Here is a 17,784-nt window from a genome sequence, read left to right as displayed (position 1 = left end):
TGACAGCCGCCCCCTCGGCGGCCCCATCCACACTCAACTCACCGAGAGGAAACGGAAGAACCATGCAGGGGACGGACACCGCGGCGGAGCAGGGCATGCGCGACCGCAAGAAGGCGCGCACCCGCGACACCATCCGCACCGCGGCGCTCGACCTCTTCGAGGAGCAGGGGTTCGAGCGCACCACCGTGGACCAGATCTGCCGCCGCGCCGACATCGCCCACCGCACGTTCTTCCGCTACTACCCGGCCAAGGAGGCTCTGCTGTTCGGCTGGGACTTCGGCCAGGCCATCCTCGACGCCTTCGCCGCCGCCCCCGCCGAACTCCCGCTCTGGGCCGCGCTCGACCACGCGCTGACCGCCACCGGCGGCCGGCTGGAAGAGCCCGTCGAGCACACCGAGCGCCGCCGCCGGCTGCGCCGGAGCCTGATCGAGGTGCAGGGTTCCGTGCACAACTACGCCGTGGTCGTGATCGACAGCTTCACCGAACGCACCGTCACCATCGCGGCCGAGCGGCTCGGCGTGGACCCGGCCACCGACCTGCGTCCGACTGCGCTCGGCGCGCAGTTCGGCGGCATGGTGCGCCACCACGTCCTGATCGCGTCCGAGACCGGCACGGTGGCCGACTGGCACAAGGCCTACCGGGACGTGCTCGACACCACCGGCTGACCCGAGCCGACACCCCTACACCCCGTCACCCCTACACCCCGTCACCACTGGGCGATGCCGCCGGCCGTCCGGACGGCACCGCGCGCCCTTTCGCCGCCGGCCCTGCCCTTTCTCTCCCCCCCTCGTGCGGCCCGCCGCGCACCTTCACCACCTGCTTCGCACTTCCTGAAAGGCCCCCCGCATGTCCCTGGTCAACTTCCGCGACCCCGCAGCGCTCGCCGACCCCGCGAGCCGGTGGATCCGCCCCGGCACCCTGTTCCGCTCCGCCCAGCCCTTCCCCGCCGCCGACGAGGCCGTCGTCGCCCAGCTGCGCGAGCACGGCATCACCACCATCGTCGACCTCCGGGGCGAGTCCGAGAGCCGCCCCGAGGACTGGGCCGCCGCCGAGGCCGCCGGCATCGCCGTCGTCCTCGCCCGGATCGAGCCGACCAACGACGAACTGGCGCAGGCCATGCGGGCCATGACCACCGCCGAGGACCTCGGCGCCTTCTACCTGCTGATGGCCGAGTCCGCGCCGCAGGGGCTGGCCGCCGCCGCCGAGGCCACCGTCCGCCCGGGCGGCGTGCTGGTGCACTGCGCGGCCGGCAAGGACCGCACCGGGCTGCTCACCGCGCTGCTGCTGGAACTGCTCGGGGTGCCCGCCGAGGAGATCGTCGCCGACTACGCCCGCACCAACGAGGCGATCGAGCAGATCTGGGCCGGCCTCGCCGACCGCAACCGCGCCGCCCTCAACGAGGTCGAGGCCGGCCGGCTGGTCGTCCCCGCCCCGCTGCTGGAGGCGCCCGCCGGGGCGATGAGCACCTTCCTCGACCTGGTCCGCGCCAAGCACGGCGGCGCCGAGGGCTTCCTGACCGCCTGCGGGGTCACCGCCGAGACCCTGGACGGCTTCCGCGCCAAGGCCGCCGCCCGCGCCGCCGCCAGCACCGAGGCCGGTACCGCCGCCAGCACCGAGGCCCGTACCGCCGCGTCGAACACCGCCGAGGTGACGGCATGCTGACCCTGCTGCGGCACACCGACGGCACGCCCTTCCGCGACCTCAACCACAACGGCACCATGGAGCCCTACGAGGACCCGCGGCTGCCCGTCGAGGAGCGGGTCGAGGACCTCCTCACCCGGATGACCTTGCAGGAGAAGGCCGCGCTGATGCTGCACGGCCGGATGCTCCCCGGCGACCAGGGCCCGTTCCCCTCCGGCGCCCGCCTGATCACCGAGCGCGGCCTCACCCACTTTGCCATGATGGCCGTCCCCGACCCGCGCGCGATGGCCGAGTGGAACAACCACGTCCAGGACCTCGCCGCGGCCGGCCGGCTGGGCATCCCCGTCACCCTCTCCTCCGACCCCCGGCACGGCTTCACCGCCAACCCGGCCACCGCCCACACCGGTGGCGGCTTCAGCACCGGCCCCGAGCCGATCGGACTCGCCGCCACCGACGACCCCGACCTGGTGCGGCGCTACGCCGACCTGATCCGCCGCGAGCTGTGCGCCGTCGGCATCCGGGTCGCCATCCACCCGATGGCCGACCTCGCTACCGAGCCCCGCTGGGCCCGGATCAGCGGCACCTTCGGGGAGGATCCGGAGCGCGCCTCGCGGATGATCACCGCCTACATCGAGGGTCTCCAGGGCGGGCCGATCGGCCCGGACAGCGTCGCCTGTATGACCAAGCACTTCCCCGGCGGCGGCCCGCAGGCCGCCGGCGAGGACTCCCACTTCGCCGCCGGACGCCGACTGGTCTACCCCGGAGGCGAGTTCGAGACCCACCTGCGCCCCTTCGAGGCCGCCTTCGCCGCGGGCACCGCGCAGATCATGCCCGCCTACGCGATCCCCTCCGGCAGCGGCCTCGCCGAGGTCGGCGCCAACTTCAACCGGGACGTCATCACCGGCCTGCTGCGCGGGCGCTACGGCTTCGACGGCGTGGTCTGCACCGACTTCAACGCCATCACCGGCATGGACGTCCCCGGAGTGGTCACGCTGCCCCCGCGGCACTGGGGCGTCGAGGAGCTGTCCGTCGCCGAGCAGGTCGTGCTCACCCTTGACGCGGGCGCCGACCAGCTCGGCGGCGAGACGGACCCGGAGCTGATCCTGGCCGCCGTCCGTTCCGGCGCCGTCACCGAGGCCCGGCTCGACGAGTCGGTCCGCCGCATCCTGCGCGACAAGTTCCGCCTCGGCCTCTTCGCCGACCCGTACGTCGACCCGGAGGCCGCCGCCGACCTGGTCGGCGCCCCGGAGGGCCGGGCGCTCGGCCGCGAGGTCCAGCGCCGCTCGGTGGTCCACCTGGCCGGCGAGCCGCGCCCCGCCACCCGGCTGTACGTCGAGGGCATCGACCCCGCCGTCGCCGCCGGGTACGGCACCCTCGTCGAGGAGCCGGAGCGGGCCGAGCTGGCCGTGATCCGCCTCGCCACCCCGTACGAGCGGCGCGAAGGGCTGCTGGAGCAGCACTTCCACAGCGGCTCGCTGGAGTTCGAGTCGGCCGAGGTCGACCGCCTCACCGCGCTGGCCGCCACCGTGCCCACGGTGTTCGCCGCCCAGCTGGAGCGGCCCGCCGTGCTCACCCCGCTCGCCCCGCACGCGGCGCTGCTGATCGGCGAGTTCGGCGCCGCGGACGAGGTCGTGCTGGACGCCGCGCTCGGCCGGGCCCCGATGACCGCGACGCTCCCGTTCGACCTCCCCCGCTCGGACGCCGCCGTCGCCGCCTCCCACGAGGACGTGCCCTTCGACACCCGCGCCCCGCTCTTCCGGCACGGGCATCGGGCCACCGGGGAGAACCGGGCCGCCGGGAAGGGCTGAGGCACCCGGGGCCGGGGCCTGCCACGGACCAGCGGACCGGTGGCAGGCCCCGGCGCGGGTGGAGCCGAGCCGCTGATCAGACCGGATGAATTACCGGCGCTCTCGCACCTCCACCGGTGTGTGCGGCCGACCGATCGGGTACCGGTGCAATTCGTCCGCCTCCCCCATCCGGCCCGCGCGGCCCAGACCTGGAGGTCCGCATGTCCACCGACTCCAGCGCACGGAACTGCCCGTTCGACTTCGCCGAGACCCTAGAGTTCGACCCGACGCTCCGGCAGCTCATGAACGACGCACCGGTCAGCCGCATCCGCCTCCCCTACGGCGAGGGGGAGGCCTGGCTCGTCACGGGGTACGACGACGTGCGCACGGTCACCACCGACCGGCGGTTCAGCCGCCACGCCATCGTCGGCCGGGACTTCCCGCGCATGACCCCCGAGCCGATCGTCCAGGCCGAGGCGATCAACGTCATGGACCCTCCCGCCAGCGCCCGCCTGCGCAGCCTGGTGTCCAAGGGCTTCACCCCCGACCACATCGAGCGGATGAGGGACCGCACCCAGCACGTGGTGAACGGGCTGCTGGACCGCATGCGGGACCAGGGGCCCCCGGCCGACCTCATGGAGCACCTGGCCCACCCGCTCCCGCTGATCACGATCTGCGAGGTCCTGGAGATCCCCGAGGCCGACAGCGCCCGGCTGCGCGCCAACGCCCGGACGATGATGGACGTGAGCCTGGCCAACAAGCCGAACGCGGTACGGGCCAAGGCCGACCTGCGGGCGTACTTCGCCGAGCTGACCGCCGAACGGCGCAGGAACCCCGGCGACGACCTGATCAGCGTGCTGGCCACGGCCCGCGACGGCGACGAGGTCCTCGACGAGAAGGAACTCACCGTGATGGCCATGGTCCTGCTGATCACGGGCCAGGACACCACGACGTACGAGCTCGGCAACCTCTCGTACACCATCCTCAGCCGCCCCGACGTGCTCGCCGCACTGCGCGAGCGGCCCGAGACGCTCTCCCGGACGCTCCAGGAGCTGCTGCGCTTCATCCCCTTCCGCAAGGGCGTCGGCATCCCCCGGGTGGCCCTTGAGGACGTGGAGCTGAGCGGGGTGACGATCCCGGCGGGGGACATCGTGCACGTCTCCTACCTGACGGCCAACCGGGACGGCCGCCGGTTCGACCGGCCCGACGAGCTGGACCTGGAGCGGACCAGCCCCTCCCACATGACCTTCGGCTGGGGCGCGCACCACTGCCTCGGCGCGCCGCTGGCCATCACCGAACTCGAAGTCGCCCTCGGGACCCTGCTGGAGCGCTTCCCCAGGATCGCGCTGGCGAAGCCGGCCGCGGAGCTGGCGTGGAACACCACGTCCATCTGGCGCTATCCGCTGGCGCTGCCGGTCACCTGGTGACGGTGCCCCCACGCTCCGGCGCCCGCCCGCCGCCACCCGCCGCCGGCAACACCGCGCACGTCGGCCCGCACACCCCGGGGTGTGCGGGCCGACATGCGGGACGGGCCCGCCTTCCGTAAATTGGGCTAGGTGGCCTGAACCAACTTGCGACCAGCACGACCGCCCGTACCGCGATCATCCGATCCTCGCCCGGTCGGCTCGTCGGCCACTGAGTTGGGTCCCGCCCGGTGCGTCCCGCCGCCCGCGCCCTCCGCGCGTCCGGCTCGCAGCGGCTGCCGTCGAGTGGTGAAATCCCGCCCCGCCAGGGTCGCACCGGGAACACCGCTCGTCTGGAGGAAGTGCCGTGGCAGTTCTGTGCAAACCGGCGATAGACGTACCCGAGCACGTCATCACCAACGAGGAGACCATCGAGCTGGCGCGCAGGCTCCACCCCGACCACCCACAGCTCGAACTGGCGCTGCGTCTCATCAAGAACACCGGAGTGCGCAAGCGGCACCTGATCCAACCCATCGAGGTGGTGCTGAAGCACCCGGGGTGGGACGAACGGAGCGCCGTCTTCGCGACGGAGTCGAAGGCCCGCGTCCCGGCGGTGGTGCTCAGGGCCCTCGAACAGGCCCAAGTGGAGCCGTCCCAGATCGACTTGATCGTCTATGTGTCGTGCACCGGCTTCATGATGCCGTCGCTCACGGCGTGGCTGATCAACAGGCTGGGCTTCCGGCCGGAGACCCGGCAGCTGCCGATCGCCCAACTGGGGTGTGCGGCCGGCGGCGCGGCGGTGAACCGGGCCCATGACTTCTGTTCGGCCTACCCGGGCGCCAACGTGCTGATCGTGGCCTGCGAGTTCTGCTCGCTGTGCTACCAGCCCACGGACCTGGGCGTGGGCTCGCTGCTGTCCAACGGCCTGTTCGGCGACGGGATCGCCGCCGCCGTGGTCCGGGGCGAGGGCGGGACCGGAATGCGGCTGGAACGCAACGGCTCGTACCTCATCCCGGACACCGAGGAGTGGATCTCCTACGCGGTCCGCCCCACCGGATTCCACTTCCAGCTGGACAAGAGGGTGCCGGGGACGATGGAGCCGCTCAGCCCGGCCCTGCGCGCGGTGGCGGAGCAGCACCAGTGGGACGTGGGCACGCTGGACTTCTACATCGTCCACGCCGGTGGCCCACGGATCCTGGACGACCTCAGCCGCTTCCTGGAGGTGCCGCCCGAGGCGTTCCGCTTCAGCCGGGCCACCCTCACCCAGTACGGCAACATCGCCAGTGCGGTCGTGCTCGACGCCCTGGCCCGGATGTTCGACGAGAAGTCGGCCCTCGACGGCCACCAGGGGCTGCTGGCCGGGTTCGGCCCGGGGATCACCGCCGAGATGTCCCTGGGCACCTGGGCGTCGCCCGAATCCTGAACGGCGGCCGGGGCCGGTCGGCCCGACGCCAGTGCCGACCGGCCGCTCCGGTGCCCACCAGGTGCCCGGCCCCCGCGTCAGTCGTTCCGGGCCCGACGCCAGTGCCGACCGGGGCCCGGGCAGGTGCGGTCGCGCTGCGGAGCGCGCGAAGCTCGCCGATACTGAGCCAACGGGCAGTGACGGAACGTCGCGTCGGCGCTACGGTCCGACACGCCCGGCCCGCGCCGTCGTGGCGCGGCGGCCACCGAGCAGGGCCGCCGGAAGCCACGACCGGCGACCACTGGCCCGGCGGCGCACCGACCGTCCGGCCCTGGACGGAAAGACCGGGAATGCTGAACCGACGAGACCTTTTGAAAGCCGCCGCGATAGGCGGTCCGGCGGTCCTCTTCCCCTGGGACCGCGCACCGGGCGGGGCCCGGGTCTCGTCCCTGGCGTTGTCGGCCGCGCCGGCCGCCCCGGCCCCGCAAGCCGCGCCGCCCAGGTCGGAGGCGAAGCGGTCGGCCGCCCGGATCACCCCCTTCGAGCACGCCATGCCGGTGCCCCCGGTGCTGAGCCCGGTGTCGCGGACGGACTCCTCGGACCTGTACCGGCTACGGATGGCCGACACCCAGGCGGAGATCGTCAAGGGGCTGCTGACCACCGTCCGGACCTTCGGCGGCTGCTTCCCCGGTCCGACCATCCGGGCGGTCAGGGGCCGGGAGGTGGTGGTCCAGCAGACCAACGACCTGCGCGTGCACACCTCCGTCCACCTGCACGGCGGCCATGTGCACTCGCGCTACGACGGCCTGCCGATGGACCTCGTCAAGCCCGGCGAGACCCGCGAGTACCGCTACCCCAACTCGCAGGTGGCCGCCTCGCTCTGGTACCACGACCACGCGCACGAGCTGGAGGCCGAGAACGTCTACCGCGGCCTGGCCGGCGCCTACCTGCTCAGCGACCCGCACGAGAGCGGCCTGCCGCTGCCGAACGGCGAGTTCGACATCCCGCTGCTGATCCGGGACGCCCGGATCGAGACCGACGGCAGGCTGGTCTACACCGACCCGTACGCGTGCCCGCACATGCTGGTCAACGGCAAGGAACGGCCCTACTTCCAGGTGGCCGCGCGCAAGTACCGGCTGCGGGTCTTCAACGTCTCGCCCAACCGCCATGTGTCGCTGCGTCTCGCCGACGGCCAGCCGTTCACCCAGATCGCCTCGGACGGCGGACTGCTCGCCGCGCCGGTGACGGTGCACGAGCTGACCCTGACCGGCGCGGAGCGCGCCGAGATCGTGGTCGACTTCGCCCGCTACCCGGTCGGCGGATCGGTGGTGCTGGAGAACACGGCCGCGCTGGAGAGCGAGCGGACCGAGGTGCTGCGCTTCGACATCACTCGGACGGCCGAGGACCGGAGCCGGATCCCGGACGTCCTGGCCACCCTGCCGCCGATCCCGAAGGCGACGGTGCACCGGGAGTTCGCGCTGACGACCTTCCCGGACGCCAGGATCAACGGGCGCAAGTACGACCCGAAGCGCACCGACGTGCGGACCACCGTCGGCAGCAGCGAGATCTGGACGATCCGCAACCACCTCACCCGCCAGCCGGCCGGGGTCTTCCACGCCCCCCACTCCTTCCACACCCACCTGGTGCAGTTCCGCGTGCTGGACCGTGACGGGGTGCCGGTCGGACCGGCCGAGGCCGGGCTGAAGGACACCGTCACGGTCCACCCGGGGGAGAGCGTCCGGATCGCCATGACCTGGGGCCAGTACCCGGGCGAGTACGTCTACCACTGCCACCACATGGTGCACTCCTCGCACGGCCAGATGGGCCGGATCGACGTGCTGCCCGCGGGATCGAAGGACTCCGGGCGGGAGTCGGAGGACGCCTTGGCCGACTCGTCCCGGTCCACCGGAGCGTCGGCGGCCGGAGCATCGGCGGCGGGAGCCGGTCGACGGCGGTGGCGACGGCGCCACGGGCACCACCACGTGGGCCGCCGCCGTCGGCACCGGGGGCTGCGGTGAGTCCGGAACCGAACGGCAGGCCGGTCCGGGCGAGGGGTTGAGCCTGGCCGCGTGCCGATGCTGAACCGGCGGCGTCCCAGAAGTCTGGGATACCGCCGGTCGGCGCCGCCGTCCAGGATCAGTACGGACGATCCCGCCGGCGCGCCCGCGCTGTGTAGGCGGGCGGAGCCAGCTCTGGAGCCGTCCATGACCATCTTGTTCGAGTCCGGCGTCCCCCAGCAGGAACCTGCGGACCACCGGGCCTTCACGGGCGAACTGTTCGGGCGAGCACGTGAGACGGCCGAACTGCTGCGGCTGCTCGCCGACCCCGCCGTACCCGGCGTGCTGCTGCACGGCCTACCGGGCAGCGGCAAGACCCGGCTGGCGTTCGCGGTCGCCGAGCAGTACCGGGCGGCGGGCGGGGCGGCGGGAACTCCGGGACCAGCCGAGCTGCTGATGGCTGATCAGGTCGAGCCGGACGACTACCTGGCGCTGCTGGCCCGCTGTGCGCCGCGTGGGGCGAAGCTGCTCGCCACCGGTCGGCTGTCACCCGCCGGCGTCGGCGTGGCGTACCGGGTGGACCCACTGGCCGTTCCGGTGGACTGGTCACCGACCGACCTGGATGCCTTCTGCCGTACCCCCGCGGTAAAGGCCTTCACGGCTGCCCGGCGGGCCTGGAGCCCGGGCTTCACGGTGACCTCCCGGAACCAGCAGACCGTGGGCCGGATCTGCGTGGAACTCCGGGGCCTGCCGGGTGCGTTGGTGCTCGCGGCCCGGGTGGCGGCGCTGGAGGGTGTCGGCACCGTGCTGGCCGCACTCGGCGGGGCGGGGGGAGGCCGCCTGGTGGCCGCCTATGCCGAGCCGCCCGTTCCGCCGGCGGACCGGGCGCCGGACCGGTTGCCGGGACGGGAGGAAGGACGGGAGGTAGGACGGGAGGTAGGGCGACCATCAGGACGGTGCGGCCCGCTCGGCGCCGACGCGGCGCGGCTGATGTCCTGCACACCCCTGTTCGCCGGCGGGTCCGGGCCCGAGGCGCTCCGGGTGGTGTCCGGGATCGCGCCGAGCGCCTTCCCGGCGGCGCTGGAAGCCCTGTTCGACCGGCAGTCGCTGACGCTGGAGGACCGGCCGTCCGGCCGACTGGACGGTGCGGCCGAGACGCGACTGTACGTGCCGTTCGGCGACCTTCCCGAGGTTCGGCCCGCCGGCGGCCCGCTCGTCGTCCTCGCGCTCCGCCATGCGCGCTACTACGCCCGGCTCGCAGCCGGAGCCGCCCGGCGGCTGGCCGCCGGCGACCAGCCGACGGCCCTGCTCGCCCTGCGCGTCGAGGAGGCCAACCTCCGGCTGGCGGTCGGCACGCTGACCCGGCACGGGTTCACCGCCGAGGCCCTCGACCTGATGGAGCAGTTGCTCGCCCACGCCCGACTCGTCGGCCTCGGCCCGGACTGGGCCGACCGGCCCGCCGTGCCGCTCGGCGTCACCAGTCCCACCGATCCCGCCGATCCCACCGGCATCACCGGCATCACCGGCGGGCGAGCGCGGGTCCGGCTCGCGCTGATCCGCGCCGAGGCCCGACTGCTCGACGGCGACCACGAGTTGGCGAGTGCCCTGCTGGACGAGGCCGGGGCGGCCTCATCCGTGCCCGACCGATCCCGGACCACGCCCGATGAACCCTCCACGGCGGCCCGACTCCTGCGGCTGCGGGGCCTGACCGGATGCGACCGGGACCCCGACCGAGCGCTCGCCGCCCTCACCGGGGCAGCAGCGCTCCTCCGTGCGGCCGACGACGAACCGGCGGCCCTGCGCGTTGAGTTGGAGGCCGCCCTGGTCGAGCTTCGGGTCGGCCGGAGCGGGCGCGGCGCCGCACTGGCGGGCCGGGTGCTGACCGCGGCCCGGCGCCGTGGGGACGTGCTGCTGGTCGGCACGGCCCTGCTGCACCTGGGCCTGATCGCCGCCGCCGGCGGCGATCCGTCCGCGTCCCGCGCCCACTACGTCGAGGGGCTGGCCCACCTGCGCCCACTCGGCGCGGTCGCCACGCTCGGTGCGCTGGTCGGCCTGGTCGCGAGTCCGCTGCGCCCCGCACCGGCGCGGGCGACCGACGCCGCCCGGCTGCTGGGCAGCTTCCATCCGGGGCGAGCCGGCATTCCCGGCGACCCCGCGGATCCCGACCTGGCCACCGCTCGGCTGCTGCCCGGCATCCGCCGCAGACTCGCCGAGGACGAGTTCGCCCACGCGCTGGCAACCGGCGCGGCCACCGCGCTCCTGGACCTGCTCTGCTCCTTCTCCCTCGCCCTCCCCCTCGCCGAGCCGGACTCCGCCGAGGCGCCGCCGGGGCGGCAACTGACCAGCCGCCAACTGGAGGTATCGCTCCTGGTGGCCGACGGACTGAGCAACCATCAGATCGCGCGCCGCCTGGGCATCTCGGAGTGGACGGTGGTCAACCACCTCCGCGAGACGATGCGGCGGTTGCAGTGCTCCTCGCGGGTCGGCGTCGCCGGCTGGGTGCACCGCTCCGGCCGCCGGCCGGGCCCCGCCCGCAGCGTGCCGCGGGGCCCGGACGACGTGACGCTCGACGAGTCCGTCAGCCGATGATGGTGATCGTGACGAGCGAGAGGACGACGAGCGAGACGGTCGGGGTGACCTCCAGCTCCGCCGGGACGCCGGCGACGCCGGTGCTGGCGAGCTCCGCGATCGCGGCGTTCGGCGTGGTGTAGGCGGCGTAGCCGCCCATCAGGTCAGCAGTACTCATGTCGAACTCCCTTGAGATGGAAGGGAAATCAGGTCTGCGAGCGGATCACAGCTGGGTGGCGATGGAGACCACCACCAGGGAGATCGCCTCGGTCCACGGGGTGACCGTGAGGACCGGGGTGAACTCCAACTCGGCCGTGATGCCGGTGCTGGCGAGCTCCTCGATCGCCGCGTTCGGGGTGGTGTAGGCGGCGTAGCCGCCCATCAGGTCAGCAGAGCTCATGGTCATCCTCTCGACTCGTCGGATTCGGGCCCGGATCGGGCCCGGATTCGGCTTCGGATTTCGGTCGAGGAGCGGGTTCCTCGACCGCCCCCAGCAGATCAGGCGTTCGATGCCGGTGCCCAGTAGCAGGAAAGTGGGGCATCCTGCCCCCTTGCCCGCTCGGGCATGACAGGATCCTGCCTGTGGTGACCGCCGGCCGGGATCCCTAGCGTGGCCGCCATGGCAGCGACAGTCTCGACTCCACCGGCAACGCCGGCAGCCGACCGGGCCGGCCCCGGCCGCACCCCGGGCCTCTTCGAGTACGCGCCCGAAGTGCCGGTGGCACTGGCCGCGTTGGGCTTCGCCCCGCTGGACCCGGACAGCCTGGTGAGCCATCTCGGCCGCAACGACTCGTGGGCGGGACGCACCACGGACGGCACCGGCGTCTTCATCAAACGGCTCGACGGCCAGGCCCCCGACGGAACCGACCGCTATGACCGCTCCTGCGCCTTCGAGTCGGCCCGGACCGGGGCCGGCGCACTCTCCTGGGAGTCGCCGGCGCTGCTCGGCGGCGATCGGAAGCGGTTGGTGCTGGTCTTCGACCTGCTGGTGGATGCCGTCACCGGGAACACCCTCGCCGACGAGGACGGCTTCGACACCGGACTCGCCCGGCGGGCCGGCCGGGCGCTCGCCGAGCTGCACGGCTTCCCGACGGCCGACGTCCGGCCCAAGCCCCGCCCCGGCACGCGCACCGGCCACCGGCTGGCCGCGCTGACCGTGGCCGAGTACACCGCGAGCAGCGGCGCCGAACTGGCCCTCTGGGGCCTGCTCCAACAGGACCGCCGACTGCACGGCGCCCTGCGCGCGTTGGACGCCCGCTCGGCCGCCGCCGACCACCTCCCGGTCCACGGCGACCTGCGGCTGGACCAGTTCCTGCTCTGCGACGGCACGCTCCAGCTGACCGACTGGGAGGAGTTCCAGCTCGCCGACCCGGCGATCGACCTCGGCGGCTTCGTCGGGCAGTGGCTGTACCGCGCGGCGAGTCGGATGTTCACCGGCGTCGACACCGACGAGGTCGATGCGGAGGTCGACGCCACCGATCCCGACCCCGACCCCGACCTCACTGACGCTGACGCCGACGGCGGCCGACCCGCCGACGCCCACGGCACCCTCATGCGCAGCGGAGAGCGCGAACTGGCCGCCGTCCTCCCGGTGATCGGCGCCTTCTGGCAGGGCTACCGGCAGCACGCCGACCGGCTCGATCCCGAACTCGCCGAGCGGGTGGTCGGGTACGCCGGCTGGCACCTCTTCGACCGCACCATGGCCACCGCGAGCGTCCGGCCCACCCTGAGCGCGGTTCAGCGCGGCATCGCCGGTGTGGGACGCGGGGCACTGCTCGCCCCGGACCGGTTCATCGAGGCGATCGGGCTGGTGGCGTCATGACGTACGTGTCCGAGCAGCTCGCGGCCGCACTCACCGGCATCGATCTCACCGAGTACCCGCAGGCCGTCACGGTGGACGGCCACCGCATCAGCGCCGACTCGCCGCGCGGCCTGCGGATCGCCCTGGGCACGGCGCTCTACGAGCAGTGGCACGCCGGCCTCGACCGGTCGCGCCTCGACCGATCCAGCACCGCCACCCGACTGCCCCGCCGTGACGTGGAGTTCGAGCGGCAGCTGATCTCGGCGACACCGCACGCGGACACGCTCGCCCCCGCCCGCCTGCGCGCCGCCGTCCCGACCGGGGCCGAGGCCGCAGCCGGAGCCGGGGCCGGAGCTGAGTCCGGGACCGGAACCGGGGGCGCCGCCACGGAGTTCACGGTCGAGCTGGGCGGCGTGACGGTCCGCGTCCCGGCCGCCGCCGTCCGGAGCGACGACCCGCGACCGGCGGACACGTCCGTGACCGTCGAGCTGCCTGCCGTCCGTCCCGCGCTGTCGCCCGGCTTCCTGCTGGTGGACGGGCCGCACGGCGGGCCGCACGAGGGCGAGTCGCTGCGGCGGCTCTACCTGCACGTCGAGGACCCCACCGCCGCGCCCGCGCTCTGGGCGGCGCTGCTCCGGGAGCTGGCCGCCAGCTCGCTGCGATACCGGGCCAAGGTGCTGTCCCGGCCCTGGTCGTACCCGCGTCGCGACGCGGTCGTGCTCTACCTCCCCCGCTCCCACGCCGACGAGTTGACGGCCTTGGCGGCGGCGCTGCGCGGCCTGCCCGGCCTCGGCACGCAGACCTCGGTCTTCGCCCGCCCCCTGGGGCCGGGCATCGCCACCGCCGACGAGCCCGGCGACACCAGGGCCGGGTGGCGCGGCCGGAGCTTCGGCCAGCACCGGGCGGCGGCGGTGGCCGAAGGAGTACTGCGACACGCGGCCGCCCCGGACGCCCCGGACGGCCCGGACGGCCCGGCCGCCCCGGACGGCCCGGACGGCCCGGCCGGATCAGGCGGACCGGCGCTCGCCGCCTCCGTCGCCCGATCGCTGCGCGACGCGGCCACCGACCCCACCGACCCCTCGCGGAACGGCTGAGCGGCATGCGGATCTCCGTCCTCTTCCCGCACGCCCTCCGCGACCGGGCCGACCTCACCGCGCTGACGGCGCTGGCCTCGCTGGTGGACGCCGGCGCGGCCGACCGGCTCTGGCTCGGGCAGTCCCTGACGGTGGAGAGCCACCAGGCGCTGGCCTGGCTGGCCGGTACGGGGCAGCGGATCCCGGTCGGGCTCTCGGTCACGCTGACTGCTCTGCGACACCCCTTCGAGGCGGCCGCCCAGGCCCAGTCCCTGGCCGTGCTCACCGGACACCGGCCGGTGATCGGCTACGGCGCGGGTGAACCCTCGCTCGTCGGCGGCCTGTTGGGCGCCCCCTACGCCCGGCCGGCCGAGGCCGTGGCGGACTACGTCGGCGCCGTCCGCGCGCTGTTGGACGGCCGGTCGGCCGGGCCGCCCGCACCGGGCCCCGGTCCCGCCGCGCCCGGGCTCCGGCTCCCGCACGGGGAGCCCCCGCCGGCGGTCGAGCTGGGCGCGGGCGTCCTGCGACCCGCCATGGCCCGCGCGGCCGGGCGGGTCGCGGACGTCGCGATCACCTGGATGACCCCGCCCCGGTACGTGGCCGAGGTCCTCGTCCCCGCCCTGGCCGAAGGCGCAGCGACGACGGGCCGGGTGGCGGCCCCGCCGAGAGTGGTGACCGTGGTGCACGCCGCCGTCGCCCGGCCGGGCCGCCACCCGATGGTGCTGGCCCAGCACGGCGCCGGCCGGCACCTGGGCGCGCCGCACTACGCCGACATGCTCCGCCGCGCGGGCCTGCACCTGGACATCCGCGACCCGGTGGCCGGAGCCCGCGAACTCGTCGAGTCCGGTGTCTTCCTCTACGGCTCGCCGGACCAGCTGGCGACCGAGCTCGCCGCCTACGGGACGGCCGGAGTCGACGAGGTGGTACTGAACCCCGCCGGCGTGGTGCTGGCCCACGGGTGGGACGCCGCGCTGGCGGACCTCACCGAACTCCTCACCCGTTCTTGAGGACGCCGGCGAGGCGTGCCGTCGTGGCGCAGCACGAGGGTGTGGGGGGCGTAGCAGACATGGTTCCGTCCGCCTTCCAGGTCGAATCCCGCCCGGACGCTCGCCATCGAAGTGCCGCGGGGCGCAGGCTGCTTCCGTGACCGCGTCGGCCCGGGCGCGGCGCGAGCGGAAGGACGAACATGACGAGCAAGCGCGGCCGTATCGCCGCTCTGCTGGGTGCCGCCGCGGTGGCCGCCGGGACCACCCTGGCCACCCCCGCAGTCGGCTTCGCCGCCACGGCCGGACCGGCCCGCGCCGGCGGGATCACCGGCCAGGCGCCCTGCCCGGACGCACCCGAGTTCACCTGCGGGACCCTCACCGTCCCGTTCGACCACAGCGGTGCCACCCCCGGCACCCTCGACCTCCAGGTGGCTATCACCGGCAACACCACGGCCCCCAAGGGCGACCTGCTCTTCCTCACCGGCGGTCCCGGCCAGCCCGGCGTCCCGGCGATCAAGCGGATCGCGGGCAAGCTGGAACCCGTCCTCAAGGACTACCGCCTGGTGATGTACGACCAGCGCGGCACCGGCCGGGGCGCGCTCCAGTGCCCGGGCCTCCAGGAGGACATGGGCTCCTCCGACCTCGCCGCGCCGCGCAAGCAGTCGATCACCGACTGTGCCGCCGCCCTGGGCCCCGACGCCCGCCACTACAGCACCGCGGACACCGTCGCCGACATCGACCTGCTGCGCCGCGCGCTCGGCGACCGGCGCCTCACCCTGGACGGCGTCTCGTACGGCACCATCGTCGCCGAGCGGTACGCGCTCGCCCACCCGGCGCGCGTGGCCCGGCTGGTGCTCGACTCGGTGGCGCCGCAACAGGGTTTCGACCCCCTCGACCTGGCCGCGCTGCCCGCGAGTGCCCGGGTCCTGCGGGCCGCCTGCCGGTCCACCGGCTGCACCACCGACCCGGCCGCCGACCTCGCGGCCACGGTTCGGCGGTACGGCAACGGGGCGCAGGTCCTGAGTGCGCTCACCGGCTACGAGTTCATCGACCCGGACTACGGCGGTGTCCCGGAGATCCTGCACGAGGCCGCCGCAGGGCAGCCCGCGAAGCTCCAGGACTTCTTCGACTTGGTCCACCAGCAGGTCGACGCCGCCCCGGCCGAGGAGCTCAGCCAGGGGCTGCACTCCGCCGCCCTGTGCGCCGACTCGCGCTTCCCGTGGGGCACCACCGACACGCCCGTCGCGGGCCGCGCGGCGGCGCTGGAGCGCACCCGGCAGCGGTTGACGGCCGAGCAGACCTGGCCGTACGACCCGGCGACCGCGACCGGGCTCGGCAGCCTCCTGGTCTGCCTCGACTGGCCGCGCGAGCGGGTGCCGCCGGCGCCGTCGGAGCACCGCAGGCTGCCGGACGTGCCGGTGCTGCTGCTCGGCGGCGACCGGGACCTGGCCACGCCGTACGAAGTGCTGTACCAGCAGGCGAAGTTGGCGCACGACCCGCAGATCGTGATCGTGCCCGGGGCGGCGCACTCGGTGCAGAACCGGGCGGCGAACCCGGCCGGACGGCAGGCGGTGTACGACTTCCTGCTGAAGTAGCGGGAGCCGTCGGCGGGCCGTTCCGCGCGGGGGACGGAACGGCCCGCCGCCTCGGCCCGTCCGGCCTGCTGCGCCGGCCCGTCCGCCTCCTCCGCTGGGATGCCCGGCCCTCCTCCGCTGGGATGCCTCATCCCCTTCCCCGTCCTCCTCTGAGGGGATGTCAACTGCTGCGCCCGCGAACTAGCGTTGCCGGCATGACCAGAATCCGTCGTGCTGCCCTGGCCGCCGCGCTCACGCTCGTCCTGCCGCTGCCGATCATCGGGGCGGGTGCGGCGTTCGCCGCGCCTGGGCCCTCCGTCGCAGCTCCCTCCGCGGCCTCGGACAGGTACGGCGTCCACCTGGAGCTGCCCCGCCCGACGGGCCCGCACGCGATCGGACGCAGCACCCTGCACCTCGTCGACCAGCACCGCCGGGATCCCTGGGTGCCGGCCGGGGGTGCCCGGGAACTGATGGTGTCGACGTACTACCCGGCCCGGCCCGGGACCGGCGGACCGGCCCCCTACATGACCACCGAGGAGGCCCGTCTGCTGCTGCAGCAGACGGCTCCGGGCGGCGCCGTCCCGGCCGAGACACTCGGCGGCACCCGCACCTACGCGCACGCCGACGCCCGGCCGGAGCGCGGCAGGTTCCCCCTGCTGGTGCTCTCGCCCGGCCTCACGCTGCCGCGCGCCACCCTCACCGGCCTCGCCGAGGACCTGGCCAGTCGCGGGTACGTCGTCGCGCTGGTCGACCACACCTACGAGTCCACCGGTGTGACCTTCCCCGACGGACGGACCCGCACCTGCGTCGTCTGCGACCAGACGCCCACCCTCGACGGCCTGGAGGCGATAGCCCGGAGCCGGGCCGAGGATCTCTCCTTCGTCGTCGATCAGTTGACCGACCGTCATTCGCGGTGGCGGTACGCCGGCGTGATCGACCCGCAACGGATCGGCATGGCCGGGCACTCCATCGGCGGTGACGCCGCCGCCGCGACCATGGCCGGTGACGACCGGGTACGAGCCGGGGTGAACATGGACGGCACCTTCTTCGCGCCGGTTCCCGCCACCGGCCTCCAGGGCCGCCCCTTCCTCATGTTCGGCACCCTGGCCAACCACAGCCCGGGCGGCGCGGACACCAGCTGGGACCGCGACTGGGCGCGCCTGGACGGCTGGAAGCGGTGGCTGACCATCGCCGGCTCCGACCACTCCAGCTTCACCGACCTGCCCGTCCTCGCCGCACAGTTGGGCGTGACCGACCCCGCCGTGCCGATCCCGGCACAGCGCGCGGAGGAGATCACCCGCGCCTACGTCGGGGCCTTCTTCGACCTGCACCTGCGCGGCATCCCGCAGCCGCTGCTCGACGGCCCGTCACCGGCCGACCCGGAGGTCGCCTTCCAGCACCCGTGATCCCGCCGTCGACCCCGCGAGGGGTCCCGGTAGGGGGCGGCTCAGGCGGACGGTGCGGTGGGGGGGGGGGGGGGGGGGGCCCCCCCCCCCCCCCACAGGAGCAAGTCGCGGTAAGCGTCGTCGTAGGAGGCGAGGGAGGGGTTTGG

General features: G+C 74.2%; 13 protein-coding genes and 1 pseudogene. 12 read left to right on the top strand and 2 right to left on the bottom strand.

The window, feature by feature from the left end:
- Positions 1–62 precede the first annotated feature (62 nt).
- The 7 genes and pseudogenes from AC07AL_RS28005 (at position 63) to AC07AL_RS27975 (ending at position 10,819) form a co-directional block, all read left to right on the top strand.
- Positions 63–665 (top strand): TetR family transcriptional regulator, encoded by a 603-nt coding sequence (locus tag AC07AL_RS28005; RefSeq protein ID WP_363581013.1) that lies wholly within the window; start codon positions 63–65, stop codon positions 663–665.
- Between the two features lie 181 nt (positions 666–846).
- Positions 847–1,662, top strand: a complete 816-nt coding sequence (locus tag AC07AL_RS28000; protein WP_363581015.1) for a tyrosine-protein phosphatase — start codon at positions 847–849, stop codon at positions 1,660–1,662.
- Entirely contained in the window at positions 1,656–3,449 is a 1,794-nt protein-coding gene (locus tag AC07AL_RS27995; RefSeq protein WP_363581017.1) for a glycoside hydrolase family 3 protein, read from the top strand. Before AC07AL_RS28000 ends, AC07AL_RS27995 begins: the two co-directional genes overlap by 7 nt.
- A 200-nt stretch (positions 3,450–3,649) precedes the next feature.
- Positions 3,650–4,855: a cytochrome P450 gene (locus tag AC07AL_RS27990; protein WP_363581019.1), complete on the top strand. Its 1,206-nt coding sequence runs from the start codon at positions 3,650–3,652 to the stop codon at positions 4,853–4,855.
- A gap of 334 nt (positions 4,856–5,189) precedes the next feature.
- Positions 5,190–6,254, top strand: a pseudogene (locus AC07AL_RS27985) (type III polyketide synthase); the annotation flags it as partial.
- A 329-nt stretch (positions 6,255–6,583) separates the two neighbouring features.
- Positions 6,584–8,251, top strand: a complete 1,668-nt coding sequence (locus AC07AL_RS27980) for a multicopper oxidase family protein (RefSeq protein WP_478318616.1) — start codon at positions 6,584–6,586, stop codon at positions 8,249–8,251.
- 186 nt (positions 8,252–8,437) lie between these two features.
- Positions 8,438–10,819, top strand: a complete 2,382-nt coding sequence (locus AC07AL_RS27975) for a LuxR C-terminal-related transcriptional regulator (RefSeq protein WP_478318614.1) — start codon at positions 8,438–8,440, stop codon at positions 10,817–10,819.
- On the opposite strand, the gene AC07AL_RS27970 is transcribed toward AC07AL_RS27975, so the two are convergent.
- Positions 10,809–10,976 (bottom strand): hypothetical protein, encoded by a 168-nt coding sequence (locus tag AC07AL_RS27970; RefSeq protein ID WP_350876060.1) that lies wholly within the window; start codon positions 10,974–10,976, stop codon positions 10,809–10,811. The genes AC07AL_RS27975 and AC07AL_RS27970 overlap by 11 nt on opposite strands.
- A 45-nt stretch (positions 10,977–11,021) precedes the next feature.
- Positions 11,022–11,198, bottom strand: coding sequence for a hypothetical protein (locus tag AC07AL_RS27965; RefSeq protein WP_350876063.1), 177 nt, complete (start codon positions 11,196–11,198; stop codon positions 11,022–11,024).
- 219 nt (positions 11,199–11,417) lie between these two features.
- On the opposite strand from AC07AL_RS27965, the gene lxmK reads away from it, so the two are divergent.
- The 5 genes from lxmK (at position 11,418) to AC07AL_RS27940 (ending at position 17,638) form a co-directional block, all read left to right on the top strand.
- The gene (lxmK, locus tag AC07AL_RS27960) at positions 11,418–12,620 is read left to right on the top strand and encodes a class V lanthionine synthetase subunit LxmK (protein ID WP_400809411.1); all 1,203 of its coding nucleotides are present in this window, start codon (positions 11,418–11,420) and stop codon (positions 12,618–12,620) included.
- Positions 12,617–13,693 (top strand): T3SS effector HopA1 family protein, encoded by a 1,077-nt coding sequence (locus AC07AL_RS27955; protein WP_478318611.1) that lies wholly within the window; start codon positions 12,617–12,619, stop codon positions 13,691–13,693. Before lxmK ends, AC07AL_RS27955 begins: the two co-directional genes overlap by 4 nt.
- A gap of 5 nt (positions 13,694–13,698) precedes the next feature.
- Positions 13,699–14,679 carry an LLM class flavin-dependent oxidoreductase gene (locus AC07AL_RS27950; RefSeq protein ID WP_478318609.1) on the top strand — a complete coding sequence of 327 codons (981 nt, stop codon included), beginning with the start codon at positions 13,699–13,701 and terminating at the stop codon, positions 14,677–14,679.
- A gap of 179 nt (positions 14,680–14,858) precedes the next feature.
- Complete coding sequence (locus tag AC07AL_RS27945; RefSeq protein WP_478318607.1) at positions 14,859–16,253, top strand: alpha/beta fold hydrolase; 1,395 nt, start codon at positions 14,859–14,861, stop codon at positions 16,251–16,253.
- Between the two features lie 194 nt (positions 16,254–16,447).
- Complete coding sequence (locus AC07AL_RS27940; RefSeq protein ID WP_363581033.1) at positions 16,448–17,638, top strand: alpha/beta hydrolase family protein; 1,191 nt, start codon at positions 16,448–16,450, stop codon at positions 17,636–17,638.
- Positions 17,639–17,784 lie beyond the last annotated feature (146 nt).

Source organism: Kitasatospora sp. NPDC043949, assembly GCF_056435365.1.
This window is presented reverse-complemented; position numbering and strand designations above follow the sequence as displayed.

Coding starts and splice junctions, on each gene's coding strand:
- AC07AL_RS27945 (WP_478318607.1), top strand. CDS start 14,859: ATGACGAGCAAGCGCGGCCGTATCGCCGCTCTGCTGGGTGCCGCCGCG.
- AC07AL_RS27970 (WP_350876060.1), bottom strand. CDS start 10,976: ATGAGTACTGCTGACCTGATGGGCGGCTACGCCGCCTACACCACGCCG.
- AC07AL_RS27990 (WP_363581019.1), top strand. CDS start 3,650: ATGTCCACCGACTCCAGCGCACGGAACTGCCCGTTCGACTTCGCCGAG.
- AC07AL_RS27950 (WP_478318609.1), top strand. CDS start 13,699: ATGCGGATCTCCGTCCTCTTCCCGCACGCCCTCCGCGACCGGGCCGAC.
- AC07AL_RS27955 (WP_478318611.1), top strand. CDS start 12,617: ATGACGTACGTGTCCGAGCAGCTCGCGGCCGCACTCACCGGCATCGAT.
- lxmK (WP_400809411.1), top strand. CDS start 11,418: ATGGCAGCGACAGTCTCGACTCCACCGGCAACGCCGGCAGCCGACCGG.
- AC07AL_RS27965 (WP_350876063.1), bottom strand. CDS start 11,198: ATGAGCTCTGCTGACCTGATGGGCGGCTACGCCGCCTACACCACCCCG.
- AC07AL_RS27980 (WP_478318616.1), top strand. CDS start 6,584: ATGCTGAACCGACGAGACCTTTTGAAAGCCGCCGCGATAGGCGGTCCG.
- AC07AL_RS28000 (WP_363581015.1), top strand. CDS start 847: ATGTCCCTGGTCAACTTCCGCGACCCCGCAGCGCTCGCCGACCCCGCG.
- AC07AL_RS27995 (WP_363581017.1), top strand. CDS start 1,656: ATGCTGACCCTGCTGCGGCACACCGACGGCACGCCCTTCCGCGACCTC.
- AC07AL_RS28005 (WP_363581013.1), top strand. CDS start 63: ATGCAGGGGACGGACACCGCGGCGGAGCAGGGCATGCGCGACCGCAAG.
- AC07AL_RS27940 (WP_363581033.1), top strand. CDS start 16,448: ATGACCAGAATCCGTCGTGCTGCCCTGGCCGCCGCGCTCACGCTCGTC.
- AC07AL_RS27975 (WP_478318614.1), top strand. CDS start 8,438: ATGACCATCTTGTTCGAGTCCGGCGTCCCCCAGCAGGAACCTGCGGAC.